Raw genomic sequence first — 25933 nt, 5'->3', positions numbered from 1 at the left:
AGGAAAATTAAAGGTGTACCACCACCTCATTACCCTCCGCTTTCACCACCACGCCCCACTCACTCCCGGCCTCTGAGCCGCCTTTTACGCCACTCAGTTTCCGCACGTTGCGCAAGCAGACCGACCAGTTTCGCGCGTCACCTGTGCCGGTAATGGTCACGGTGTCGCCACTGCGGGTGGCTTTCAGCGTAAATGCCACAGAACCGTCCGCCGCAGGCACTTCGCTCACCGCCATCGCGCCATCGCCCAGGTTAAACAGCTGGAAAGCTGTCCCCTCGTTCCAGGCGTAGTCCGGTTTCTGTTGATTGTTGCCCAACGCCAGCAGGGTGTTATCGCGCACATAGACCGGCAGGCTACGGAAATCATGCTGCTGTTTATGCCAGCGACTGCCCTCGATTTCATCGTTATGCCAGAGATGGGTCCAGCGCCCTTCCGGCAGGTAAAACTGCACGTCACCGGCCTCAGAAAACACCGGGGCTACCATCACCGACTCCCCCAGCATGTACTGACGGTCGAGGTAATCGCATGCCGGATCGTCCGGGAACTCCAGCATCATCGCCCGCAGCATCGGTGTGCCATACTCGCGAGCCAGGGCAGCCTGGCGATAGAGATACGGCATCATCTGACATTTCAGCTGAGTGAAGTGACGCACCACATCACAGGACTCATCATCGTATGCCCACGGTACGCGGTAAGATTTGCTGCCATGCAGGCGGCTGTGGCTGGATAACAGCCCAAACGCGCACCAGCGTTTGTAGACGTGTGCCGGCGCGGTGTTCTCAAATCCACCGATGTCATGGCTCCAGAAGCCAAAGCCGGACAGACCAATCGACAGCCCGCCGCGCAGGCTTTCCGCCATCGATTCGTAGTTGGCGTAACAGTCGCCACCCCAGTGCACCGGGAACTGTTGTGCACCTACCGACGCCGAGCGGGCAAACAGCACCGCCTCATCCGCGCCCACCGTTTCTTTCAGTACGTTCCACACCAGTTCGTTATATAGGTATGCGTAGTGGTTGTGCATCTTCTGCGGATCGGAACCGTCAAACCACTGGACGTCCGTCGGGATACGCTCGCCAAAGTCGGTCTTAAAGCAGTCGACGCCAATATCCACCAGGCCCTTCAGCTTGTCGGCATACCACCGGCACGCGTCCGGGTTAGTGAAGTCATAAATCGCCAGGCCGGGCTGCCATTTGTCCCACTGCCACAGGGAACCGTCCGGGCGCTTGAGCAGGTAGCCCTTCTCTTTCAGTTCGCGAAATACCGGCGACTTCTGGCCGATGTACGGGTTAATCCACACGCAAACCTTCAGCCCTTTCTCCTTCAGGCGGCGGATCATCCCCTCCGGATCCGGGAAGGTCACCGGGTCCCACTCAAAATCACACCACTGGAAGGCCTTCATCCAGAAGCAGTCGAAGTGGAATACATGCAGCGGCAGATCGCGCTCGGCCATGCCGTCGATAAAGCTGTTCACCGTGGCTTCATCGTAGTTAGTGGTAAACGAAGTGGTGAGCCACAGGCCGAAGGACCACGCCGGGGGCAGTGCCGGACGCCCGGTGAAGCGCGTATAACGGTTCAGGACCTCTTTTGGCGTCGGGCCGTCTATCACAAAGTACTCGAGATATTCACCTTCCACGCTGAACTGCACTTTGGAGACCTTCTCGGAGCCAATTTCAAACGACACGTTTTCCGGATGGTTCACCAGTACCCCGTAGCCGCGGTTGGTCAGATAGAACGGGATATTTTTGTATGACTGCTCGGTACTGGTGCCGCCGTCGCGGTTCCAGGTCTCGACCGTCTGGCCGTTACGCACCAGCGCGGTAAAGCGCTCGCCGAGGCCGTAGACCGTTTCACCTACGCCCAGATCCAGACGCTCAAAAACATAATGACGATCGGTACGGGTATCCTGCACGTAACCGTTGTTTTTCAGCTGACTGCCGGTAATACGCTGTCCGTTGCGCAGAAAATCCAGCGCCCAGCACTCGCCTTTGGTGACGCGCACGCTGAGGTGACCGCTTTTCAGCTCAGCAAATTCGGCATTGTTTTCAATCTCAACGTTCATCTCTTTGATGACATTCAGAGGATAGTGCGGACCGTTGTTCAGCGCGCCCTGGAAGTGCTCGATACGCACGCCGACAATCCCTTCCTGCGGGGAGAAAAGACGGACGGTGAACATCAGGGTATCAAGCTGCCAGGTACGTTCTCGTACATCACGCGGTGCCACGTACACCACCAGGTCATTGCCCTGCTGCTCCACGTCGAACACCTGTACCGGATACGTCACGTTCAGACCCGGTTGAATGAGCCAGTTTCCATCACTGATTTTCATACTCTCGTCCTCTTAGTTCTGTAATTCTTTACTCACCGGCAGGTTGTCAAACTCCTGCTGATTGCGGCGCGCGCCGTGTGCCAGTTCGCTCATGATTTTTGTCAGGAAAGGCGTTTTCAGGGTGTAGTAGCGTTTGGCGATGATGGCGCTCAGCACGTAGCAGACCGCCGGGGCCAGGGTGAACAGGCCGATAATGATGCTGATGGTCGCGCTGTTCTGGGTTTTAGCTGCGGCGTCATAACCCCCCCCTGCCAGCATCCAGCCGATCATTGCCCCGCCCAGCGCCAGGCCAAGTTTCAGCACAAACAGCGTGCCCGCGAAGCTGATGCCGGTAAGACGTTTGCCGTTGGTCCATTCGCCGTAGTCGACGGTATCGGACATCATGACCCACTGGATCGGCGTCACCAGCTGATGCAGCACCCCAATCACAAAGATGAAGGTGAACATCACCACCGTGGCATGCATGGGAACGAAGAACATCGCCACGCTGACCACCGCCAGGGCGGCGTTGGTCCACCAGAAGATGCTGACCTTGCATTTCCAGTCGGTGAGCGGTTTCGCCAGCGCAGAGCCAATCAGGTTGCCGACACAGTAGGTGGTGAGGAACGCGACAAAGATTTCCGGCGAGCCCATGATCCAGGTGCAGTAGTACATCATCGCGCCGCCACGCACGCAGACGGCGAGGATATTAAGAATGGTCAGCACACCAACAATACGCCACTGGTCGTTGTGCCAGATATCTCGCAGGTCTTCGCGCATGGAAGTGGTGCTGGGCGGCACCTGGATGCGCTCTTTGGTGGTGAAGAAGCAGAACGCCAGCATCAGGAACGCGACCACCGACAGCACGGCGATCCCGCCCTGGAAACCGAACGCTTTGTCATCGCCACCAATCAGGTTAACCAGCGGCATCATCAGTACCGTCGAGAGCATGCCGCCCGCGGTCGCCAGCACAAAGCGCCAGGACTGCAGGGAGATACGCTGCGTCGGGTCGTTGGTGATCACACCGCCCAGCGCGCAATAAGGGATGTTAACCACGGTATAGAGCAGCGTCAGCAGCGTGTAGGTAATGACGGCATAGATCATTTTGCCGTTGAGGCTGAGGTCCGGCGTGGTGTAGGCCAGCACGCAGACAATGCCGAACGGGATAGCACCGAACAATATCCACGGCCGGAATTTACCCCAGCGGCTGCGGGTACGGTCAGCGATCAGGCCCATGCACGGGTCCGAAATCGCATCCAGCGCACGTGCCAGCAGGAACATCGTGCCGACAAACCCGGCAGGAATACCGAAGATATCGGTATAGAAAAACATCATGTACAACATAACGTTATCGAAGATGATGTGGCTGGCGGCGTCACCCATACCGTAGCCAATCTTCTCTTTTACTGACAATACGTCGCTCATTTTTTTATCCTTCACGCTGTAGGGGGCGCTGAGACCGGTTACAGATTTTTAAACCATTGTTTCAGGAGCGGGTATTGCGTTTTCTGGTTAGCTGGTTACGTTTCTTGTTTTTTGTGATCGCGGTAAATATTGACGAGCACGAAATGCTAACCTGAGGATTTTCTTAGGAATTAACTGAAACAGGGGTGTTAAGGTCAAAAGAGAGGTGAAAAAAGTGTGCCGGGGTATGTGGTAAATGCCTGAAAGTAGCTATAATGCGCCCCGCCTCCATGTAGCAATGCAGGCGCGGAAGATCGTCATCTCCGGTGAGGTGGCTGGACTTCAAATCCAGTTGGGGACGCCAGCGTTCCCGGGCAGGTTCGACTCCTGTGATCTTCCGCCAAAATTCTTTGAAGAGATTATTCTCATATTTGTTCCACCATTAAACCCAAATAATAATCAAATCTATTCACTAAAATTTTTTATGTGACTCTTCTGCTTTTCAGTAATTCTTAAGTCATCCTTTTTAGTTTTCTCACCCACAAATATTCAGGCATTAAACTTTACCCATGTGTTTTAACTAATTAATTACGTTGATATTGATTTGTTCGGTTATATTACGGATATCATAATAGCCAAACTTTAATCGTAAGGTATAATTCCTGAACGGCAAAACGCGTTTCATTTCATATCTAACGAGTAGGATATCTGCGTTAAGTTAGCATTCACTCACCCAACCGCATATGCAACAACGGAAACGCATTCCCTTGTCCGTCCCGTTCTGAGCGCCCCACCTGCACAAACCCCATATGCTGATAAAACGCAACGCCCTGCGGGTTTTGCTCGTTTACATCCACTTCATTCGCACCAAAATGCGTAATGGCATAGTTCAGCAGCAATTTCCCTACGCCTTTTCCCCGGCTCGCATCATCCACAAACAGCATTTCAATGCGGTTTTCATCGACGCCTAAAAAGCCATGAATAACACCCGCTTCATCGCGGGCAATCATAACCTTGAGATTGGGCAGATACGCGTTGAGCAATAACGGGCGCAGCGCCGCAATATCACTTTCCTGCAAAAAGTGGTGGGTGGCACGAACGGAAGACTCCCAGACTGTGACGAGGCGTTCGAAGTGTGAGGGGTGTGCGGTTTCGATTTTCATGAGGGGGATCATTATAGAGCGCAGCGATTAAATCAAGTATCCAGAAGCATAGAGGCAATAAAATGAAGACCTTAAATGAAGTAATAAACTCTCGAAACTGTGAAAGTCGAGAGCGTATCAAGGAAATGGCCCGGAAGTTGGTGCAGGAGACTGGTCAGCAGATAGAGCATGAAAAGCAAGAATCCCCAACAGACATTGAGAATAAAGAAACCAGCTAATCCTTCATGGTAGTTGTTCGGGTAAACCGAACAACTGAGGAACGGTAAATATTCTAGCGCCCTGTCCCCCCTCACCTAGCCCTCTCCTTCAGGGAGGGGGAACTGACCGTGCGGTTTGTCATCCCCCACCTTAATCTCCATCACCGCATATACCCCGTCTTTCGGGACCACCACGGTGACATTTTCCACCGGCACGCCTGCCGCGATATGAATATCCTGCAGCTGCCGGAGCGTCCGCGGGTAAATATCCTCCCAGCCGATACAGCGCAAAATAAAATCGATTTGTGGGCTGCTGGCCAGCATATTCGAGACAATCACCGCCCCGCCGGGCTTTATCAGCCGCAGCGCACGCTGGAGAAAAATCACCGCATCGGCATCGTTGAAATAGTCGAAAATCCCCAGCGCATCCACCAGTTCGGCCTGATGCTCGCCCAGCTCATGCAATAAATCTTCGTTACGCACCAGCGTATGGAGCAAGTTGCGCCTGAGCAGGGTCAGCTGTTCACCCACGATAATGCCTTCCTGCGCCGCCATGGTTTCGGCCCAACTGAGCGCCACAGGGTCTTTATCCACCAGCGTCAGATACACCTGCTGGCCGTCGAGCTTCGCCTCGCGCAGCGCCTCCAGCACGGGGATTGCAGCACCGCTCGCCAGGCTCACCCAATTGTTATCGTTCCCGTTGCGGATGTATTTATCCACCATCGCAGCCAGTACTTTTGCACGGGAGCGCACACCAATGGCATCGTTCGCATGGATAAACCACTGGCGGCTGTCGCTGTCCATTCGGGTTCCGTCTGGTAGGCGCTCCTCCAGCGGGTTTTGCACCACAAAAAGCGCCAGCGCAGAGGGAACCAGCCGGGTACGCCACGCGGTGAGCGCCGGACGATTGCGGTAGGCTTGCCCGGAATAACGGTTCTGTGGGACAAGCACGGCCTGTCCCCCCTCTTCGTATTCAATCAGCGGAGGACGAAGCGCCGGGTCGGCTTTCAGCGCCCGGTTAATCGAATTGATCTCACGGGCAGTGTCGTCCTTCATCGGCCACTGGTCGCTAATATCCGGAAATGACGCACTGAAAATGGTCATATTTTCCGGTGCGTCGCCGCGAAAAGGCTGCCAGTTCATGTCGTCGTCTCCCGTTGAGCTTTTAACGGAAGTCTATCCAGGCGAGCCAGTAAAACCCTACGAAGAAAGCACGATCTTTACTGCTTAACCCACACCAGCTGATCAACCTTGAAGCCCAGACTGCGCGCGGTGTTCAGGTAATCCTGCTTCACCGCATCTGGGATGGTCGGTGTGCGTGACAAAATCCACAGATAATCCCGGTTCGGGCCGCTCACCAGCGCATACTGGTACTTATCGTCCAGCTTGATCACGTTATAGCCGCCGTAGAAGGGGCCGAAGAACGACACCTTCAGCGCTGCCGTCGTCGGTTCGCCGGTAAAGTACGCTTTGCCTTCACTCTCATTCCACTTGTTTTTGACCGGGTCGAAACCCCGGTTAAGCACGCTGATGCCACCGTCGCTGCGCTCGCCGTAGGTGGCGGTCACCTGCTCCAGCCCGCGTTCAAAGCGGTTTTCCAGGCGGGCAACTTCATACCACTTGCCGAGATAGCGGCTGGCTTCAAAATTTGAAATGGGCTTTACGCCTTTCGGTGGCGTAGGGGATTTGCAGGCCACCAGAGTCAGGGCAATGGCGACACCCGTCACAACAGGCCATAGTTTCATGAGAATTCCTTTCATTTGCACGGTTGGAAGTAAAGTGTAGTGCACCGTTACGGCGCTTCATCCCGTGAGGGAAAATTCGTAGTATATTGAGAGTATTCCTCCACTCTGGACACGGACATGGCTTACTCCATCGGCGAATTCGCCAGACTCAGCGGGATCACCGCCACGACGCTGCGGGCATGGCAGCGTCGCTATGGTTTACTCAAGCCACAGCGCACGGAGGGCGGCCATCGCCAGTACAGTGATGAGGACGTCCAGCAGGCACTTAAAATCCTCGACTGGGTGAAAAAAGGCGTGCCCATCGGCCAGGTCAAACCGCTACTGGAACGCCCCGTCCCGCGCCGGACCAACAACTGGCAAACGTTGCTTGAGACCATGCTGCAACGCCTGCAGGACGGGAAAATTGAGTCCCTGCGCCAGATGATTTACGACGCTGGCCGCGAATACCCCAGGCCAGAGCTGGTTGCAAATGTGCTGCGTCCGTTGCGCAGCCAGATGTCAGCCAACATCCCTGCCGCCATGACCCTGCGCGAGATCCTCGACGGTATTATCATCGCCTACGCCTCGTTCTGCCTTGAAGGCGACAAAAAAGCGCCGGGTGATAACATCCTGCTTAGTGGCTGGTACCTGAATGACCCATGTGAAATCTGGCTCGAGGCCCTGACGCGTACCGGACAAGGACACCGTATCGATATTTTGCCTACCCCCTCCACGTCACTGGCGCCTGAAATTTTCCCCGAGCGCAAATGGCTTCTGGTGACCAGCGGTAAACTGACCGCCGCACGGAAAAAGCAGGTGGCACAGTGGCAGCAGCAGGTATCCCTTGAAGTGATTATCCTCTGATTATTTTCTCCTGCGGTAAACTTCACGAAAAGTTGAATATTTTTCCGTCCCGCAAATGCTAACGTTTTCCTGTGACTGACAACCCCACAGGAAAACACAATGAAAAAAACAACCCCTCTGCTGATGCTGGCCGCCATGGCCTTTACCCCTGCCGCGTTTAGCGCCCCTGCCGGCACCCTGAGCGTACATATTCTCGACCAGCAAACCGGGATGCCGCCATCTGACGTTACCGTCACGCTGGAGAAGCAGCAGCAGAACACATGGACCCAGATTGCCAGCGGCAAAACCGACCACGACGGACGTATCAAATCACTTTATCCGCAGGATCAGGACATGCAGCCAGGCGTGTATAAAGTGACCTTTAAAACCGCTGATTACTTCCACGGCAAAAAGCTGGACACCTTCTTCCCGGAGATCCCAGTGCTATTTACCGTGACCCGAACCAACGAGAAACTTCACATCCCGCTTCTGCTGAGCCAGTACGGCTACTCGACCTACAAGGGCAGTTAAGCCGCATTGATTTTAAAGGATAATAAAAAATAACTCCGCCAATACTTGGACAAATTACTCATGTTGTGTAAGTTTTAGATATACGAACTGGAGACACACACCATGACAATGAAACCTGTAATCGGTATTAGCGGATGTTTGACCGGTTCCGCCGTTCGCTTCGACGGCGGACATAAGCGTATGGGCTTTGTCATGGACGAACTGGCCCAGTGGGTGAATTTCAGGCCCGTCTGTCCTGAGATGGCCATCGGCTTGCCAACGCCACGCCCTGCACTGCGTCTTATCGTGACGGACAGCGGTGAAACCCAGATGCGTTTTAGCCACGCCCCGCACGAAGACGTTACGCAAAAGATGGCTGACTTTACGGCAAATTATCTGCCTAAAATCGGCGATCTGGCAGGTTTTATCGTCTGTGCAAAATCCCCCAGCTGCGGCATGGAACGCGTGCGGCTGTATGATGAAAACGGCAACCGGGGCCGCAAGGAGGGTGTCGGGCTGTTCACTGCCACCCTCCTTGAAACCCTGCCATGGTTACCCGTGGAAGAAGATGGCCGCCTGCACGATCCGGTGTTGCGGGAAAACTTTGTTGAGCGTGTTTTCGCGCTTCATGAACTGAACACACTGCGCGCCCAGGGTCTGACGCGCCGTGCGCTATTAGATTTCCACAGCCGCTACAAACTTCAGCTGCTGGCGCACCATCAGGCGGGTTATCGTGAAATCGGCCCGTTCGTTGCCACGCTGCACGAGTGGGAAGATTTGGACGCCTTCTTTGTGGCGTACCGCGAAAAGCTGATGACCATCCTGAAGAAACCTGCCTCGCGGAAAAATCACACCAACGTGTTGATGCATATTCAGGGGTATTTCCGTAACCAGCTAAACAGCCGCCAGCGCGGCGAACTTCGCGACGTGATCCTGCACTACCGTAACGGGCAGTTGCCCATCCTCGCGCCGATCACGCTGCTGAAGCACTACCTGGCCGAATACCCTGACCGGTATCTGATGACGCAAAACTACTTTGATCCCTATCCTGATGATTTGGGTCTGCGTCTGGCAGTCAAGTGATCATAAAAATGCGAAGGCCCCATTGACCCTCAGAGGCCCAAAGCAGTACCCCGTTTAGACGACACCCTCACTGTCGTCTCTTTTTTTGCATTTAACCTTAAAGACTGTAATTATATACAGGCCTACAGTGCAAAAAAGGAGCCTGCCTGTGATCAAAAGCCTGCATATCCAAAACTACCGCTCAATTCGCGACATGTCGCTGGAGCTGGAAGCGCTCAATATCGTCTTCGGCCCGAACGGTACCGGGAAATCGAATATCTACAAGGCGATACACCTGATGCACAGCGCGGCGCAGGGGCAGTTCTCCCAGGCGCTGGCAAATGAAGGCGGTATTCTGAAGGTGTTCTGGGCAGGTAAGACCCGTAGCGACCAGCTCCGGCGGATGAACCTCGCGGTGGAAACGGACACTTACGAGTACGAGCTGCAGGTGGGCTTTGTCGAGCAACTGCCCTATCCCTCCCAGTTTCAGCTCGATCCGGTCATTAAAGAAGAGTCCATCTGGCTTACCGGTCAGCGCCGTCGCCCTTCATCACAGCTGATGAAGCGCAGGAATCAGGCGGTATTTCTCAACAACGTGCACCACGAAAAAGTGACTCACAGCGGCACGCTGTATGAAAACGAATCGGTGTTCGGGCAGCTCGGTGAACCGCATCTCTACCCGGAAGTGTCGCAAATGCGCGAGTCCCTGCGTAACTGGCGCTTTTATCATGAATTTTCCGTCTCGTCCGGCTCGGCGATGCGTGCCCCGCAGGTCGGTTTCCGCTCCCCGGTACTGGCCAGCGACGGCGCCAACCTGGCGGCCGCATTTCAGACCATTGTCGAGATTGGCGATGAAATGTTGCTGATGCGCATTCTCGACCAGGCCTTCCCCGGCTGCGAGTTTTACAGCGACAACACCGGCGGCCGCTTTCGCATGATGATGCAGCGCGAGGGGCTGAGCAGGCCGCTAGAACCGGCGGAGTTTTCCGACGGCACCCTGCGCTTCCTGTGCCTGGCGGTAGCGCTGTTAAGCCCGCGCCCACCGGCCTTTATCGCGTTGAACGAACCGGAAAACAGCCTGCACCCGCAGATGCTGCCCGCGCTGGCGAGCTTAATCGCCGAGGCCAGCCGCTACTCCCAGATCTGGCTCACCAGCCACTCGCCGGAGCTGGCGAAGTTGATTGAGAAGCAGCGGTCGTTTTCATTGTATGAGCTGTCGATGGCGGAGGGAGAGACGAGGGTGGAGAGGCTGGGGTAAGCCCGGTGCGAAAGCATGCGCTGCCACCGCCTGCGTGATACCTTCCGTTAAGATAAAATATAAAGGCCTTTATTTGCCTCTTAACTCTTGAGTTAGCCGTAATAAATTAATGACGAAGCCGAAAAGTCTTACGCCACTCAGCCGGACTCACGCCAAAACGCGCCTTAAATTGCTGGCGCCAGGTCACCGCAGAGTTAAACCCTACCAGCTCTGCCACGCTTTCAATGGGCATATTCCCGGCTTCTAACAATATCTGGCTGCGCCGCAGGCGCTCGGTGGTCAGCCAGTCGGCCACGCTCATCCCGGTGGCTTTTACAAAATGGCGGGTAAGCGTGCGGCGGCTCATCGATACCACCTCTGCCAGCGAGTCCAGATTATGCGGTTCGGCAATGTGCTGCTGGAGATAGTCAATCAGGGAGTTGATTCGTCCGTCACGGGTATCTTTCGGTACCGGCTGGGCAATAAACTGTGCCTGCCCCCCCTCGCGGTGTGGCGGCACGATCATACGGCGGGCAATCTGGTTAGCGACCACGCTGCCAAAGCGCTGGCGGATGATGTACAGGCAGCAGTCAAGCGCGGCAGCAGTACCCGCAGAGGTGATAATATTGCCGTCATCGACGTAGAGCGCATTGATATCCAGCTTTACATCCGGGAAAAGCGTCTGAAACTGATGTTCAAACTCCCAGTGCGTGGCCGCGCGTTTACCGTCGAGAATGCCCGCATAACCCAGCACAAACGACCCCAGACAAAGCCCGACGATCTCCGCCCCGTTGTCTCTGGCCTGGACCAGGCTGTCGAGAAGCGTCTGGGGCGGGCGTTGCTGGACATGCTGCCAGTAAGGCACCACGACGATATCTGCCTGGCCGATGGCGGAGAAATCGTGAGTCGCGTTAAGCGCAAACCCGTCTTTGGATGTCAGTAATCCGGGTTTTTCGGCGCAGATCAACACACTAAAGCGCTTTTCGCCGGATACCGTATCACCAAACAAAATGCAGGGAACGGAGTAGTGGAACGGGCTGAACCCGTCTACCGCAACAATCGCGACATTGATTAGCGCCATGTATCTCTCCTTTCCCCTGGTGATGCTCAGAATATAACGGTTTCACCATCCTCGGGAATGCTCACCGCATCTCCAATCAGGTTCGCGTCAACGTACTCACGCAGCGCATGGCGGGTCAACAGGCAGTGGTTGATGGCCTCCATATGGGTCGCCACAATTTTCGCCTGCGGCAGCAGGAAGTGGACGTTGAGCACATCTTCCTGGCCCATGATAATCGGCCCAAACCCGATGACGTGCGCATAGCCCGCGTTAAGCACCACCACATCCGGCTGATGCTTTTGCAGATCGGCTGCCACTTCATCACGCCAGATGGTATCCCCGACAATGTAGAGCGTCTTCTCATCAGGATGACGTAAAACCACGCCACAGGCTTCACCCAGCCGTTCCGCCAGCTCCGGCACGGCGTAAGCACGATCGGTACCGTGCTGGCCGCCGCGGGTTTTCGCGATCCGGATATCGCCAAACGCCGTCTCCTCGGTCATTACCGTCAGGTGGGTAAATCCCTGGCTGCGTAGCAGCGCGGCGTCGCTGTCGTTCTGCACAAAGACAGGTTTATCTTTGCCGATCAGTTCGACTGCGGCGCGATCCCAGTGATCGTCATGGGTATGGGTGACGATCACGGCATCCGCCTCCAGCAGCGTGTTGACGTCAACGGGTAGCTCGACCATCGGGTTGCGGATCTCCGCGTGCGCCGTGCCGGGGAAGCCCGGATAAGCGCCCTTCGGGGCCAGCATTGGGTCGATTAAAAAGCGTTTCCCGGCGTAGGTAATCAGCTGAGTGGCATTACGAATCTGGGTGATGTTCATGGGTATTCTCCTCATAGTGTGAAGAGGAGAATAGCCCGATGCCGCGCGTAACGATGTGGGCCACAGGGCGATGATCGATGAAATCGGGTCAACGTTATCGCATCCGCAACGCATCCACCACCAGCGAAAAGGCCGGCGACGGCTGCTTTCGGCTCGGGTAGTAGAGATAATACCCCGGGAAGGGCAGACACCAGGGTTCCAGCACGCGGATTAACCGGCCTTCAGCAATATGATCGCCAAACTCGTCTTCGGGCAGGAAAGCAATCCCGAATCCCGCCAGGGCAGCTTCGACAATATGCCAGGAAGTATTAAAGGTCAGCTGGCCATTCACGCGCACGTTCAGATCGCCACCGTCCTGATCAAAATCCCAGACGTAAATCCCGCCGGATTTAATCATCCTCTGGTTAATACACTGGTGCTGCGTCAGCTCATGCGGCGTTTGCGGAACAGGATGACGGGCGAAGTAGTCCGGCGAGGCGACCGCGGCCATACGCAACTGCGGGCCTATCGGCAACGCAATCATGTCTTTATCGATGGTATCTCCCATACGAACGCCCGCATCGAAGCGGTCGGCAACGATATCGCGAAAACCGTGATTGGCGTCGAACTCGATGTGAATGTCGGGGTATTTCCGCAAAAGTGGCGTCAACTTAGGTAACAGAGTACGCGATAACACATCGGGTCCACAGGTGATCCTCACCGTGCCGGCGGGCTTGTCGCGAAGCTCCGTCAACATGTCCAGCTCCGCTTCGATTTCATCGAAACGGCTGCCAATCGCGTTAAGCAAGCGTTCACCGGCTGCGGTGGGGGAAACGCTGCGGGTGGTGCGGGTCAGCAGGCGGATCTGCATCCGGTTCTCCAGCCCGGTTATGGCCTGGCTTAACGCGGGCTGGGTCACGCCCAACTGTGCCGCGGCACGGGTAAAACTGCCCTCACGCGCCACGGTGACAAAAGCAAAAAGATCGTTCAGGTTACGCTTCATCACACCCTCATTTATAAGCCATACTTATAAGCTCATTAAGCATTGATTAGCTAGTCAGAATACACCCGCCGTGTAAAATTTTCACTGTGACCTGACGTCAACCACATTCCAACCCTTCATCTGCATGCGTTATTCCCGTGAATAGCGCCCGGCCCCGGCTTGTCCGAATCTGGCCGAACGAATAACAAGGTAAACACGATGTCCGCTATGGTGAACGAAACATCAGCGCGCCAGTCCCGTGCCTGCTGGAGCGGCGTGCTGGCAATGACCCTCTGCGCTTTTACGCTGGTCGCCTCAGAATTTATGCCTGTAAGTCTGCTGACGCCCGTTTCGCGGGATCTCGCCGTCAGTGAAGGCCTGGCGGGCCTCGGGATCGCGATATCCGGCGCGCTGGCCGTATTGACCAGCCTGTTTCTCTCTTCTCTTGCGGGAGGCATTAACCGCAAATCGCTGCTGCTGGGCCTGACGGCGTTAATGGCCGTCTCCGGTCTGATTATCGCCGTGGCTGAGAGCTATCCCCTTTATATGCTGGGACGCGCACTGCTTGGCGTGGCCATTGGCGGCTTCTGGTCGCTCTCCGCGGCGACCGCAATTCGCCTTGTGCCACCGCATCAGGTTCAACGTGCGCTCGCCATTTTTAACGGTGGCAACGCACTGGCGACCGTCGTTGCGGCTCCGCTCGGCAGCTGGCTGGGGGCGACAATCGGCTGGCGCGGTGCCTTTTACTGCCTGGTGCCCGTGAGCCTGCTCGCGTTTATCTGGCAGTGGTTCAGCCTGCCTTCCATGTCCGTGGAAAAGCGCACCGCGTCGTCCACCAGCGCCTTCGGCCTGCTGAAAAACCCTCTGGTGGCAAAAGGAATGGTCGCGTGCGGCGTCTTTTTCATGGGGCAGTTCGCGCTGTTTACCTACGTGCGTCCGTTCCTGGAAACCGTGACTTTCGCCAGCGCGACGCAGTTATCGTTAATCCTGCTGGTGATTGGCGTGGCGGGTTTTATCGGCACCCTGCTGATCGGCACGTTTCTGCGCCGCGGATTTTACACCACGCTGGTCGCCATTCCCGTGGTGATGGCGCTGATTGCCGCGGCACTGATGGCCTTCGGCCATCACCTTGCCGCCGTCACCGCCCTGCTCGGCCTCTGGGGACTGGTCGCGACGGCCGCCCCCGTCGGCTGGTGGACCTGGGTTGCCAGAACGCTTCCTGAAAATGCCGAAGCGGGTGGCGGACTGATGGTGGCAATGGTGCAGCTCTCCATTGCGCTCGGCTCCACGCTCGGTGGCCTGGCCTTTGACCACAGCGGCTGGCAAAGCACCTTTGCACTCAGCGGCGTACTGCTTATCGCCGCTGCCATGTTCACGTTTTACACCTCACACAACGACACACTTCACAGGAGTTAATCATGAGAAGATTCACCATGGCGCTCGGGCTGTTAGTCAGCGCCTTCGCCGCCAGCGCTGCCGATATGTCCCGGGGCGCAGATAATTTCTACAAAAGCGATAAGGTTACGCAGCAGAAGGTGACCTTTAAAAACCAGTATCAGATGAACGTCGTCGGCAATCTGTATAGGCCAAAAGAGGCGGATAAAAACGCCAGACTGCCGGCGATCGTGGTCGGCCATCCGATGGGCGCGGTGAAAGAGCAAAGCGCCAGTCTCTATGCGCAAAAGCTCGCGGAACAGGGCTTTGTCACCCTGGCGATTGATCTCTCATTCTGGGGGGAAAGCGAAGGTAAACCGGGGCATCTGATCTCACCAGAAATCTATTCCGATGATTTCAGCGCGGCCGTGGATTATCTGAGCACTCAGTCTTTTGTCGATCCACAGCGCATCGGGGTACTGGGCATTTGCGGCAGCGGCAGCTTCGTTATTAGCGCGGCGAAAATTGACCCGCGCATGAAAGCGATCGCCACCGTCAGCATGTATGACATGGGCTCCGCCTTCCGCAACGGTCTCAACCATTCCGTGACGGTTGAACAGCGTAAAGCGATGATTGCCTCTGCCGCTGAGCAGCGTCTGAAAGAGTATCAGGGTGCAGAGACAGCCTACATTCCCGGGACGGTAAATAAGCTGGATGATTCTACGCCGGCTATCCAGCGTGAGTTCTTCGATTTCTATCGCACCGAACGCGGCGGGTACACGCCACAGGGCGAGAAAGAGGCGCTGACGACGAAACCGATGATGAGCAGCATCGGTAAGTTTATGAACTTCTATCCGTTCAACGATATCGAAACCATTTCACCGCGTCCGATGCTGTTTATCACGGGTGATAAAGCGCATTCGAAAGAGTTTAGCGAAGACGCCTATAAACGCGCCGGTGAACCGAAAGAGCTGTATATCGTGCCGAATGCAGGCCACGTTGACCTGTATGACCGCACGGATCTGATCCCGTTTGCAAAACTGGCCTCGTTCTTTAAAGCCAACCTGAAATAACCCGGTAAGGCGTATAACACCCTGTTATACGCCTTTGTCCTGACTACCAGCCCGGCACCGCGCCACCGTTAAAGAGGGTCTCTGCGGCCTTCGCCACTTCCGGCGACTGATACGACTGGATAAATTCCTTCACGTTTTCCGCGTCTTTGTTGTCTTCCCGCGTCACCACGATGTTCACATACGGCGAGTTTTTATCTTCAATAAACACGCTGTCATGCACCGGCGACAGCCCGGTTTGCTGGAGATAGGTGGTGCTGATAATGGCAACATCCACTTTCGGATCATCCAGCACGCGCGGCAGTTGCGCCCCTTCCAGCTCCATAATGTTCAAATGCTTCGGATTGGCGGTGATATCCAGCGCCGTCGGCAGCAGGCCAACGTCCGGCTTAAGGGTAATCAGCTTCTCTTTTTGCAACAGCAGCAGTGCGCGGCCAAGGTTGGTCGGATCGTTTGGAATGGCGATGGTCGCGCCGTCCTTCAGCTCAGACACGGATTTTATCTTGCGGGAGTAGCCGGCCATCGGGAAAACAAAGGTGTTCGCTACAGCAACCAGCTTGTAGTGATGCGCCTTGTTATCTTCTGCCAGGAACGGGCGATGCTGGAAGACATTGGCATCAAGATCGCCCTGACTGGTGGCATCATTGGGCAGTAGCGAGCCGCTGAACCCCACCAGTTCCACATCCAGACCGTATTTCTCTTTCGCCACTTTTTTAGCGACTTCCGCCACGTCCTGCTCAGCGCCGTTAATCACGCCGACTTTGATGTGTTTGGCATCGCTGCCGCCTTGATCGCAACCTGCCAGCAGCAGGCCCGCGAGAACCAGAGCACCCAATCGAAGTTTCACGAGACATATCCTTTTGATAAACGTTTCAGTGACTATATCGACAACGGTACGGCTGGCTAAAAAACGAAAAAGCATCAATAAGACGGATAAGTTATATATGCGGGGGCGCTATTGATCCGACCTGAGCATGCCCGCACGGCGTAACGGCGTTTCACGTAAAAACCACGACAGTACAAACGCCAGCACCATAATGCTTGCCGCCAGCAGGAACACCGCGTGAATGGCTGAGCCAAACGCATCAAGGTAATCGAGCCGCAGGGCCTCTGGCAGCCGGTGAATGGCCGCTGGATTGAGCTCATGCGGTAACTCCGCCCCTTGCGGTAAACGGTCCATCAGACCCGATTGCAAAACGTGGGTGAAGACCGCGCCAAACAGCGCGACGCCGATGGCCCCGCCAATGGAACGAAACAGCGTGACCCCGGAAGTCGCTACCCCGTATTGATCGGCAGAGACGCTGTTCTGCACGGCCAGCACCAGTACCTGCATGACCAGCCCCAGACCCATCCCCAGCACGCCGGTAAAAATGTACAGCTGCCAGGTCGGCGAGTGGATCGAGATACGCGTCAGCAGCACCATGCCCACCACGCCAAGCAGCGTACCGGCGATCGGGAACAGACGGTATTTTCCGGTACGGCTGATAATCCGCCCGCTGATGATCGAGGTTAGCAGCAGTCCGCCCATCAGCGGGATCAGCTGCAGACCGGCCTGAGTCGGCGTGGCGTCTTTCACAACCTGCAGATAGAGCGGCAGGAAGGTGACCGAGCCAAAGAGCGACATCCCGATAATAAAGCCAATCAGGCTGCAGAGCAGAAAGCTGCGATCGCGGAACAGCGAGAGCGGAATGATCGGCTCCCAGGCCAGACGCTCCTCATAGATAAACCCGGCGATACCCGTCAGGCCAAAGGCCAGAATGCACCACAGCTGCGGGTCGTTCCACTGGCGTATCGTCCCGCCTTCAGTGGTAAACAGGATGATACACAGCAGCGCCATGCTGAGGTAAATCGCCCCCAGATAATCAATCTCGTGCTTGTTGCGCCGTGCGCTGCCGTGGAACACCGCGCCTATCACCAGCAGGGCAAAGAGACCGAGCGGCAGATTGATATAAAAAATCCAGCGCCAGGAGGCATGCTGCACGATAAACCCGCCGATAAGCGGCCCGATCACCGTCGCCAGACCAAACACGCCGCCAAACAGCCCCTGATAGCGGCCACGCTCCGCAGGCGGAATAACGTCCGCCACGGCGGCCATACTGATGACCATCAGACCGCCGCCGCCCAGCCCCTGCAGGCCGCGCATCAGCACCAGTTGGGTCATGTTTTGCGCCAGACCGCAGAGCACCGACCCCGCCAGAAACAGCACAATAGCGATTTGAAGGACGATTTTACGCCCAAACAGATCGCCGAATTTTCCGTACAGCGGTACCACAATGGTCGAGCTGAGGATATAGGCCGTCACCACCCAGGAGAGCTTATCCAGGCCACCCAATTCCCCAACGATGGTGGGCAACGCCGTGGAAACAATCGTCTGGTCCAGCGCCGAAAGCAGCATCACCAGCAGCAGCGCGCTGAACAGCAGCTTTATCGACGGCGCGTTTTGCGCAGGTTGAGTCATTACGTCGGACTCCATAAGAGATCGCTTGAAATTAATTAACTGGATAATTAATATTTAAGTAAGTGATGAATAAGATCAAGAGATCCTGCGACTATGCCAGCACATAAGGACAATTCTGAACCGCGCCGCCCCGGTCGACCACGCGGCGGAAAGCGGGCAACCGCCAGCCGCGAACAGCTGCTGGATATTGCGTTGAGCCTCTTTTCCCGCCAGGGAATCGCTCAAACCTCGCTGAACGCCATCGCCAAAGAAGCGGGCGTAACGCCAGCGATGCTGCATTACTACTTCAATTCACGAGAACAATTGCTCGACGCGATGATTGAGGAGCGCTTCCTGCCCTTACGTAACCGGATCGGCGCAATTTTCGCCGAAAACCCCGACTCGCCGGTCAACGCATTAACGCAAATGGTGAAGGTACTGGCCGAGCTGGCGGAGCAGCACCGCTGGTTTGCCCCGCTGTGGATGCAGGAGGTCATCGGGGAGATGCCTGTACTGCGCACGCATCTGCACGCGCGGTTCGGTGACGACAAATACCAGGCAACACTCGCCACCCTTAAACGCTGGCAGCAGGAAGGGCAACTGAACCGGGCACTCGCGCCAGAACTGCTGTTCACCACGCTGCTAAGCCTGGTGCTGGTGCCGTTCTCAAGAATGCGCAACGACGAGAGGCTACACGCCCTCTCGCCAGAGATCATTGTGCGTCATGCGCTGGCCGTGATGGGCAACGGCATCGGCGGTTAAAGGGATTTGGTCAGATAATGCCTTTGCATACCCGGGTACGGGTAATCCGGCAACGACATCTGCAGCTGATAGCCCTGCTTTTCATAGAATGGACGTGCCTGGAAGCTGACCGTATCCACCAGCGCATGGGTGCAGCCTTTGCGTCGGGCTTCGTCTTCCGCCGTTTTGATAAGCTGGCTGCCGACGCCCGATCCCCGCACGGTGTCGCTGACCCACAGAAAATCGATGTTTAGCCAGTCGCCTTTGCGCACGCCAATTAACCCACCCAGCATCACGCCCTTATCGTCTCGCACATAAACGCCAATGTCGCCGCTAAAGTTTGAGAGATCTAAAAATTGTCCGTTGTAGGCGCGAAGTCCTGTTAATAATTCTTCTTTTTCATCGTGTGTGACGTTATCCGTCGTGCTCAGATGCATATTTTTCTCCTTATTTTCTGTGCAATATTAATATTGCACAGCCTTTCCTTCATCAAAACTCCTTTTTTTCTCCATTCTTTAAACATTGAAATATTCATTCAATAAGTACTTAAAAAAAGTCTTTCCAATACGCACCTGAAACGTATAATGAGAACGATCATTCTCACTTTTATAGGGTAACCGACGATGAGCACAAAACTGGAAGAACGCCAAAAACAGCGTCAGGACGACATCATCGCTGCCGCGCGTCAGTGCTTTCGCACCAGCGGTTTTCATGCGGCCAGCATGTCGCAGATCGCCAGCGAGGCAAAGCTCAGCGTCGGGCAAATCTACCGTTATTTCAGTAACAAAGATGCGATTATTGAAGAGATGATTCGCCGTATCATCGACTCACGCATCGAAGAGATTCAGGGTAAAACGCTGGTCGAGGGGATGCCTCAGGCGCTCGCCTGGCGACAGACCCTGAATGAAGATGACGATGCGCTGATGCTTGAGATGTCGGCTGAAGCCACGCGTAATCCCCAGGTGGCGGCCATGCTGGTCGAAGCGGAACAGCGGATGTTTGCTAATGCCTGCGCACACCTGAAAAAACAGTTTCCCCACCTGAGTGATGATCATATTCGCTGCTGCGTGGAGATTACCGCGGTAATGATTGAGGGGTCTATTTACCGTCGACTCACCCCCTTAAACGTACCCTCTGAACAATTAGAGCCTCTTTATCAAAATATTTTAAATATGCTTTTCTCTGCGAAGTAATCGCATGTGAATAATTAGCGGGAAGACGTTATTCCCTTATTAACATTTCCGGCTTTGCCGGAGATGCGGTATCGCTGTGCCTTTAAATAGCCCCCTTCCTTGTTAAGCCATTAACAGGGCAGGCATCGTTCACCCTGGAAAAAATTATGAAAGCCATAACAACCTCCATCGCAGCATTATTCCTCCTGACGGGGTGCGATAATGCACAAACATCTGCTCCTCAACATCCCCTCCCGCAAGTGGGGATTGTTACGCTCCTGAGCCAACCCGTTTCCGTGGTCAGTGAACTGACCGGACGCACCACGGCCGCCATGAGCGCGGAAGTGCGTCCTCAGGTGGGCGGCATTATTCAGAAACGGCTCTTTACCGAAGGCGATACCGTGCAAGCCGGACAGGCGCTGTATCAAATTGACCCTTCCAGCTACCGCGCCGCCTACGATGAAGCCGCCGCGGCCCTGAAACAGGCGCAGGCGCTGGTGCAGGCCGATTGCCAGAAAGCTCAACGCTATACACAACTGGTGAAAGACGACGGCGTATCGCGTCAGGATGCCGAAGATGCAAAGTCCACCTGCGCGCAGGACAAGGCCAGCGTGGAGTCGAAAAAAGCAGCCCAGGAAAGCGCGCGCATTAACCTCAACTGGACCACGGTGACCGCCCCGATTGCCGGACGTATTGGCATCTCTTCGGTCACCCCCGGCGCACTGGTCACTGCCCAGCAAGAGACCGCGCTCGCCACCATTCGCGGCCTGGACAATATGTACGTCGATTTAACCCGCTCCAGCGCCGATCTTCTGCGATTACGCAAACAAACGCTTGCCAGCAACAGCGAGACATTGAGCGTGTCGTTGATCCTTGAAGATGGCAGCACCTATCAGGAAAAAGGCCGTCTGGCCCTGACTGAAGTGGCAGTGGACGAATCCACCGGTTCGGTCACATTGCGCGCTGTCTTCCCCAACCCGCAGCATCAGCTTCTGCCCGGGATGTTTGTTCGCGCCAGAGTGGATGAAGGGGTAATGAGCGAGGCCATTCTCGCCCCGCAGCAGGGAATTACCCGTGATGCCAAAGGCAACGCCACCGCGCTGGTGGTGGGGGCCGGCAATAAGGTGGAACAACGTCAGCTGGAAACGGGTGACACCTACGGCGACAAATGGCTGGTGCTGAGTGGACTGAAGGCTGGCGATAAGCTGATTGTGGAAGGCACCGATAAAGTGACCGCCGGTCAGCAAGTTAACGCCGAAGAGATGAAAACCGCGGGAGGAAACGCCTGATGTTTTCCCGCTTCTTCGTGCGTCGCCCGGTTTTTGCCTGGGTGATTGCTATTCTGATTATGCTCGCCGGGGTGCTGGCAATCCGTACCCTGCCCGTCGCGCAGTATCCCGACGTCGCTCCGCCGTCGATCAAAATTTCAGCCACCTACACTGGCGCGTCGGCACAGACTCTGGAAAACAGCGTCACCCAGGTCATTGAGCAACAGCTGACCGGGCTGGATAACCTGCTCTATTTTACCTCCACCAGCAGCTCGGACGGCTCGGTAAGCATCACCGTCACGTTCGAACAGGGAACCGACCCGGATACCGCGCAGGTTCAGGTGCAGAACAAAGTTCAGCAGGCCGAGTCGCGCTTGCCGACCGAGGTACAGCAGGCCGGCATTACGGTGCAAAAATCGCAGAGTAACTTCCTGCTGATCATGGGCGTGTACGATAAAACCGACCATGCCAGCAGTTCGGATATCGCCGACTGGCTGGTGAGTAATATGCAGGATCCGCTGGCACGCGTAGAGGGCGTCGGCAGCCTGCAGGTGTTTGGTGCGGAATACGCCATGCGCATCTGGCTTGACCCGGCAAAGCTGGCGTCGTACTCGCTGATGCCATCCGACGTTCAGAGCGCTATTGAAGCGCAGAACGTGCAGGTTTCCGCCGGTAAAATCGGCGCGTTACCCGCGTCCGGTACCCAGCAGTTGACCGCCACCGTGCGTGCCCAGTCGCGCCTGCAGACGGTCGATCAGTTTAAAAATATCATCGTTAAGAGCCAGTCCAGCGGCGCAGTGGTGCGTATCGGCGACGTGGCGCGCGTGGAGATGGGCAGCGAGGATTACACGGCTACCGCCAGGCTGAATGGCCACCCGGCAGCCGGTATGGCGGTGATGCTCTCGCCGGGCGCAAATGCGCTCAATACCGCTACCGCGGTGAAAGATAAAATTGCCGAATTCAAACGGGCAATGCCGGAAGGCTATGATGTGGCCTATCCGAAAGACAGCACCGAGTTCATTAAGATCTCGGTGGAAGATGTGATTCAGACGCTGTTTGAGGCCATTATCCTCGTGGTGGTGGTGATGTATCTGTTTCTGCAGAACATTCGCGCCACGCTCATCCCCGCGCTGGCGGTGCCGGTGGTTCTGTTGGGCACCTTTGGCGTGCTGGCGCTGTTCGGTTATTCCATCAATACCCTGACGCTGTTTGCGATGGTGCTGGCGATAGGTCTGCTGGTCGATGACGCCATCGTGGTAGTGGAAAACGTCGAGCGCATTATGCGCGATGAAGGTCTGCCCGCCCGCGAAGCCACCGAAAAATCGATGGGCGAAATTTCCGGTGCGCTGGTCGCCATTGCGCTGGTGCTTTCCGCCGTGTTTCTGCCGATGGCCTTCTTCGGCGGCTCAACCGGCGTCATCTACCGCCAGTTTTCGGTCACCATTATCTCAGCGATGATCCTCTCGGTGGTGGTGGCGCTGACCCTGACACCCGCGCTCTGCGGCTCGGTACTGCGCCATACGCCTCCTCACAAAAAAGGGTTCTTCGGCGCGTTTAACCGCTTCTACAGTAAGACCGAGCATGGCTACCAGAATAAAGTCCTGCGCGCGCTGCGCCGCTCTGCGGGCATGCTGGTGGTCTACGCCCTGCTCTGTGGCGCGATGGCCGTGGCAATGCTGAAGCTGCCCGGCAGCTTCCTGCCCACGGAGGACCAGGGTGAAATCATGGTGCAGTACACCCTGCCTGCCGGTGCGACAGCGGTACGTACCGCGGAGATCAGTCGTCAGGTTCGCGAATGGTTCCTCACTAAAGAGAAAGCCAACACCGATGTGATTTTTACGGTCGAGGGCTTTAGCTTTAGCGGCAGCGGCCAGAATGCCGGGATGGCGTTTGTCTCCCTGAAAAACTGGTCCGAGCGTAAAGGCGATGAGAACACCGCTCAGGCGATTGCCCTGCGCGCCACTCAGGAACTCGGCTCCCTTCGCGATGCCACCGTTTTTGCCATGACGCCCCCGGCCGTAGACGGCCTCGGCCAGAGCAACGGTTTTACCTTCGAGCTCATGGCCAGCGGTAGCACCGATCGCGACACGTTGCTGAAGATGCGTAATCAGCTGATCGGCCAGGCGAATCAGGACACCTCCCTGCATGCCGTTCGCGCCAATGATTTGCCGCAGATGCCGCAGCTGCAGGTGGATATCGACAACAACAAAGCCGTATCGCTGGGGCTTTCCCTGAGCGACGTCACCGATACCCTCTCCAGCGCCTGGGGCGGAACCTACGTGAATGACTTTATCGATCGGGGCCGCGTGAAAAAGGTCTACATCCAGGGAGACAGCGATTACCGCGCCGTGCCTTCCGATCTCAACAAATGGTACGTGCGCGGCAGCGACAGCACCATGACGCCGTTCTCCGCTTTCGCCACTACGCGCTGGGAGTATGGCCCGGAGAGTCTGGTGCGCTACAACGGCTCGGCGGCCTATGAAATTCAGGGCGAGAACGCCAGTGGTGCCAGCTCCGGTACGGCGATGACCCGGATGGAACAGCTGGCGAACAACCTGCCGGCCGGCACAACCTGGGCGTGGAGCGGGTTGTCGTTACAGGAGAAACTGGCGAGCGGCCAGGCAATGAGCTTGTATGCCCTCTCCATCCTGGTGGTATTCCTGTGCCTGGCCGCGCTGTATGAGAGCTGGTCGGTGCCGATTTCAGTCATTCTGGTGATCCCGCTTGGGGTGCTGGGTGCGGCGCTGGCCGCCTCGCTGCGCGGGCTGAGCAACGACGTCTATTTTCAGGTGGCATTGCTGACCACCATCGGCCTGTCGTCGAAAAACGCCATTTTGATCGTTGAGTTTGCGGAGGCGAAAGTCGCGGAAGGTTACTCCCTGACGCGTGCCGCGCTGCGTGCGGCTCAGACGCGACTGCGTCCGATCATCATGACGTCGCTGGCGTTTATCGCCGGGGTAACACCGCTGGCCGTCGCCACCGGTGCAGGCGCCAACAGCCGCGTGGCGATTGGGACCGGCATCATCGGCGGGACGCTCGCGGCAACGCTGCTGGCCATCTTCTTTGTTCCATTATTCTTCGTACTGGTGAAACGTCTCTTCTCCGGTAAGCACGCAAACCGGAGGTCATAATGTTTCGTGTATCTGTTTTAGTGTTGGCACTGCTGAGCGCAGGTTGTGTTTCGTTAGACCCTACCTATCAGCGTCCTGACGCGCCCGTCCCGGCCACGTTGCCGGGCGCCCACGGCGAAGCCACCGCCGTGGTCAGCCAGTGGCAGCAGGTGATGAACGATCACCGCCTGAACAGGGTGGTAACAATGGCACTCACCAGCAACCGCGATGTGCAAAAAGCGATTGCTGATATCGACGCCGCCCGCGCCCAGTATGGTGAGACGCGCTCGTCTCTGTTCCCGTCGGTGGATGCCAGCCTGAGCCATACCCGCAGCCGCACGCTGGCCAGCGGCGTGAGCACCAGCGATGAGGCTAACGGCGCCGTCTCCAGCTTCGAGCTGGATCTGTTTGGTCGCAACCAGAGCCTCTCGCGCGCCGCGCGTGAAACCTGGCTTGCCAGCGAGTTCACGGCGCAGAACACGCGCCTGACAATGGTCAGCGAGCTGACCACCGCCTGGATTACTCTGGCGGCAGATAACAGCAATCTGGCGCTGGCAAAATCCACTCAGGAGAGCGCAGCGAACTCGCTCAAGATTGTGCAGCGTCAGCAGGACGTCGGGGTCGCCGCCGCAACGGATGTCAGCGAAGCAATGGCGGTTTATCAGCAGGCCCGCGCCAGCGTCGCCAGCTATCAGACGCTGGTGATGCAGGACAAAAACGCCCTGAATTTGCTGGCGGGCGAGACGGTACCGGAAAACCTGCTACCCGGTACGCTGGAGAGCCTGAGCGATAACGCCATCACCCTGATCCCGGCGGGCGTTAGCTCCGCCACGCTGCTGCGTCGCCCGGATATTCAGGAGGCTGAACATAACCTATTGAGCGCCAATGCCAACATCGGTGCTGCGCGCGCCAACTTCTTCCCGACGATTTCGCTTACCGCCAGCGCCGGGGTCGGCAGCGATTCGCTCTCGTCATTGTTCAGCCACGGCATGAAGGTCTGGTCGTTCGCGCCGTCCATCTCCCTGCCGCTGTTCAGCGGCGGCAATAACATGGCGCAACTGCGCTATGCCGAAGCGGAGAAAAAAGGGCTGATTGCCACCTATGAGAAAACCATCCAGAGCGCGTTCAAAGATGTAGCCGATGCGCTGGCGCGCCGCGAAACCCTGAGTGAAGAGCTTGATGCGCAACGTGAATACGTGGCGGCAGAGCAAAAAACGCTGGATGTGGCAACGCGCAGCTATCAGGTGGGTGCGGGTGATTACCTGACCGTTCTCACCGCGCAGCGCGCCTTGTGGTCGGCACGGGCATCATTGATTGCCCTGCAGCAGACCGACTTTGAAAACCGTATTACGCTGTGGCAGTCGCTGGGGGGAGGGATTCAATAACCGCCGGTGCCGGTCCGGGTGCAGGGTTCTCATACGCAGGAAGACAAAAATTCATACTTTCGGCTGGCGTCGCTACACTGAAT

At 56.4% G+C, this 25933-nt stretch carries 23 protein-coding genes and 1 tRNA gene; 13 read left to right on the top strand and 11 right to left on the bottom strand.

Translation table 11 applies throughout. The features are described from left to right. Positions 1 to 7: 7 nt before the first annotated feature. Together yicI and AC2FAP_RS17805 are read right to left on the bottom strand one after the other, a co-directional pair. Positions 8 to 2326 carry an alpha-xylosidase gene (gene yicI / locus AC2FAP_RS17810; protein WP_449541928.1) on the bottom strand — a complete coding sequence of 773 codons (2319 nt, stop codon included), beginning with the start codon at positions 2324 to 2326 and terminating at the stop codon, positions 8 to 10. A 12-nt stretch (positions 2327 to 2338) separates the two neighbouring features. Then, complete coding sequence (locus AC2FAP_RS17805) at positions 2339 to 3730, bottom strand: glycoside-pentoside-hexuronide family transporter (protein WP_449541929.1); 1392 nt, start codon at positions 3728 to 3730, stop codon at positions 2339 to 2341. Between the two features lie 287 nt (positions 3731 to 4017). Here AC2FAP_RS17805 and AC2FAP_RS17800 point away from each other — a divergent pair. Then, a tRNA-Sec gene (locus AC2FAP_RS17800) sits at positions 4018 to 4112 on the top strand. A gap of 322 nt (positions 4113 to 4434) precedes the next feature. On the opposite strand, the gene AC2FAP_RS17795 is transcribed toward AC2FAP_RS17800, so the two are convergent. Continuing rightward, entirely contained in the window at positions 4435 to 4872 is a 438-nt protein-coding gene (locus AC2FAP_RS17795) for a GNAT family N-acetyltransferase (RefSeq protein WP_449541930.1), read from the bottom strand. Between the two features lie 62 nt (positions 4873 to 4934). Here AC2FAP_RS17795 and AC2FAP_RS17790 point away from each other — a divergent pair, with 62 nt between their 5' ends. Beyond that, positions 4935 to 5090, top strand: coding sequence for a hypothetical protein (locus AC2FAP_RS17790; protein ID WP_154815906.1), 156 nt, complete (start codon positions 4935 to 4937; stop codon positions 5088 to 5090). Between the two features lie 75 nt (positions 5091 to 5165). On the opposite strand, the gene AC2FAP_RS17785 is transcribed toward AC2FAP_RS17790, so the two are convergent. Together AC2FAP_RS17785 and AC2FAP_RS17780 are read right to left on the bottom strand one after the other, a co-directional pair. Continuing rightward, the gene (locus AC2FAP_RS17785) at positions 5166 to 6212 is read right to left on the bottom strand and encodes a class I SAM-dependent methyltransferase (protein WP_040018368.1); all 1047 of its coding nucleotides are present in this window, start codon (positions 6210 to 6212) and stop codon (positions 5166 to 5168) included. A gap of 77 nt (positions 6213 to 6289) precedes the next feature. Then, positions 6290 to 6814 carry a lipocalin family protein gene (locus AC2FAP_RS17780; protein ID WP_020882704.1) on the bottom strand — a complete coding sequence of 175 codons (525 nt, stop codon included), beginning with the start codon at positions 6812 to 6814 and terminating at the stop codon, positions 6290 to 6292. A gap of 117 nt (positions 6815 to 6931) precedes the next feature. On the opposite strand from AC2FAP_RS17780, the gene AC2FAP_RS17775 reads away from it, so the two are divergent. The 4 genes from AC2FAP_RS17775 to AC2FAP_RS17760 all read left to right on the top strand — a co-directional run bounded on the left by AC2FAP_RS17775 (position 6932) and on the right by AC2FAP_RS17760 (position 10466). Continuing rightward, a complete protein-coding gene (locus tag AC2FAP_RS17775; protein WP_014168030.1) occupies positions 6932 to 7657 on the top strand; it encodes a MerR family transcriptional regulator in 726 nt (241 codons plus the stop codon). 99 nt (positions 7658 to 7756) lie between these two features. Next, the gene (gene uraH, locus AC2FAP_RS17770; protein WP_014168029.1) at positions 7757 to 8167 is read left to right on the top strand and encodes a hydroxyisourate hydrolase; all 411 of its coding nucleotides are present in this window, start codon (positions 7757 to 7759) and stop codon (positions 8165 to 8167) included. A gap of 102 nt (positions 8168 to 8269) precedes the next feature. After that, entirely contained in the window at positions 8270 to 9229 is a 960-nt protein-coding gene (locus AC2FAP_RS17765) for a YbgA family protein (protein ID WP_047954867.1), read from the top strand. Between the two features lie 148 nt (positions 9230 to 9377). Then, positions 9378 to 10466, top strand: coding sequence for an AAA family ATPase (locus AC2FAP_RS17760; RefSeq protein WP_044867713.1), 1089 nt, complete (start codon positions 9378 to 9380; stop codon positions 10464 to 10466). Positions 10467 to 10572: 106 nt separating this feature from the next. Here the strand turns inward: AC2FAP_RS17760 and AC2FAP_RS17755 are convergent, their stop codons facing one another. The 3 genes from AC2FAP_RS17755 to AC2FAP_RS17745 form a co-directional block, all read right to left on the bottom strand. Then, positions 10573 to 11526: a GlxA family transcriptional regulator gene (locus AC2FAP_RS17755; RefSeq protein WP_047366254.1), complete on the bottom strand. Its 954-nt coding sequence runs from the start codon at positions 11524 to 11526 to the stop codon at positions 10573 to 10575. Between the two features lie 26 nt (positions 11527 to 11552). After that, the gene (locus AC2FAP_RS17750; protein WP_032679308.1) at positions 11553 to 12332 is read right to left on the bottom strand and encodes an MBL fold metallo-hydrolase; all 780 of its coding nucleotides are present in this window, start codon (positions 12330 to 12332) and stop codon (positions 11553 to 11555) included. A gap of 94 nt (positions 12333 to 12426) precedes the next feature. Next, positions 12427 to 13314, bottom strand: a complete 888-nt coding sequence (locus AC2FAP_RS17745; protein WP_485453000.1) for a LysR family transcriptional regulator — start codon at positions 13312 to 13314, stop codon at positions 12427 to 12429. A 198-nt stretch (positions 13315 to 13512) separates the two neighbouring features. Here AC2FAP_RS17745 and AC2FAP_RS17740 point away from each other — a divergent pair, with 198 nt between their 5' ends. Together AC2FAP_RS17740 and AC2FAP_RS17735 are read left to right on the top strand one after the other, a co-directional pair. Continuing rightward, complete coding sequence (locus AC2FAP_RS17740) at positions 13513 to 14709, top strand: MFS transporter (RefSeq protein ID WP_032679307.1); 1197 nt, start codon at positions 13513 to 13515, stop codon at positions 14707 to 14709. Positions 14710 to 14711: 2 nt separating this feature from the next. Beyond that, complete coding sequence (locus AC2FAP_RS17735; protein ID WP_032679306.1) at positions 14712 to 15740, top strand: alpha/beta hydrolase; 1029 nt, start codon at positions 14712 to 14714, stop codon at positions 15738 to 15740. 43 nt (positions 15741 to 15783) lie between these two features. Here AC2FAP_RS17735 and nlpA read toward each other — a convergent pair whose 3' ends face one another. Both nlpA and AC2FAP_RS17725 read right to left on the bottom strand, forming a co-directional pair. Then, complete coding sequence (nlpA, locus tag AC2FAP_RS17730; RefSeq protein WP_020882712.1) at positions 15784 to 16584, bottom strand: lipoprotein NlpA; 801 nt, start codon at positions 16582 to 16584, stop codon at positions 15784 to 15786. Positions 16585 to 16692: 108 nt separating this feature from the next. Next, the gene (locus tag AC2FAP_RS17725; RefSeq protein ID WP_014168018.1) at positions 16693 to 18210 is read right to left on the bottom strand and encodes an MDR family MFS transporter; all 1518 of its coding nucleotides are present in this window, start codon (positions 18208 to 18210) and stop codon (positions 16693 to 16695) included. A 78-nt stretch (positions 18211 to 18288) separates the two neighbouring features. On the opposite strand from AC2FAP_RS17725, the gene AC2FAP_RS17720 reads away from it, so the two are divergent. Further along, positions 18289 to 18936: a TetR/AcrR family transcriptional regulator gene (locus AC2FAP_RS17720; protein ID WP_025206509.1), complete on the top strand. Its 648-nt coding sequence runs from the start codon at positions 18289 to 18291 to the stop codon at positions 18934 to 18936. On the opposite strand, the gene AC2FAP_RS17715 is transcribed toward AC2FAP_RS17720, so the two are convergent. Further along, complete coding sequence (locus AC2FAP_RS17715) at positions 18933 to 19352, bottom strand: GNAT family N-acetyltransferase (RefSeq protein WP_014168016.1); 420 nt, start codon at positions 19350 to 19352, stop codon at positions 18933 to 18935. The genes AC2FAP_RS17720 and AC2FAP_RS17715 overlap by 4 nt on opposite strands. 186 nt (positions 19353 to 19538) lie before the next feature. Here AC2FAP_RS17715 and AC2FAP_RS17710 point away from each other — a divergent pair, with 186 nt between their 5' ends. The 4 genes from AC2FAP_RS17710 to AC2FAP_RS17695 all read left to right on the top strand — a co-directional run bounded on the left by AC2FAP_RS17710 (position 19539) and on the right by AC2FAP_RS17695 (position 25850). Beyond that, positions 19539 to 20108, top strand: coding sequence for a TetR/AcrR family transcriptional regulator (locus AC2FAP_RS17710; protein ID WP_073397528.1), 570 nt, complete (start codon positions 19539 to 19541; stop codon positions 20106 to 20108). A 146-nt stretch (positions 20109 to 20254) separates the two neighbouring features. Further along, positions 20255 to 21376 carry an efflux RND transporter periplasmic adaptor subunit gene (locus AC2FAP_RS17705; RefSeq protein WP_032679304.1) on the top strand — a complete coding sequence of 374 codons (1122 nt, stop codon included), beginning with the start codon at positions 20255 to 20257 and terminating at the stop codon, positions 21374 to 21376. Continuing rightward, complete coding sequence (locus tag AC2FAP_RS17700) at positions 21376 to 24486, top strand: efflux RND transporter permease subunit (protein ID WP_047954863.1); 3111 nt, start codon at positions 21376 to 21378, stop codon at positions 24484 to 24486. Before AC2FAP_RS17705 ends, AC2FAP_RS17700 begins: the two co-directional genes overlap by 1 nt. Then, positions 24486 to 25850, top strand: a complete 1365-nt coding sequence (locus AC2FAP_RS17695; RefSeq protein ID WP_032679302.1) for an efflux transporter outer membrane subunit — start codon at positions 24486 to 24488, stop codon at positions 25848 to 25850. The genes AC2FAP_RS17700 and AC2FAP_RS17695 overlap by 1 nt, the downstream gene beginning before the upstream one ends. Positions 25851 to 25933: the final 83 nt, after the last annotated feature.

The sequence above is a fragment of the Enterobacter cloacae complex sp. 394I7 genome (assembly GCF_057320345.1).
The sequence above is the reverse complement of the archived record's forward strand: the minus strand, read 5'-3'. Positions and strand labels throughout refer to the sequence as shown.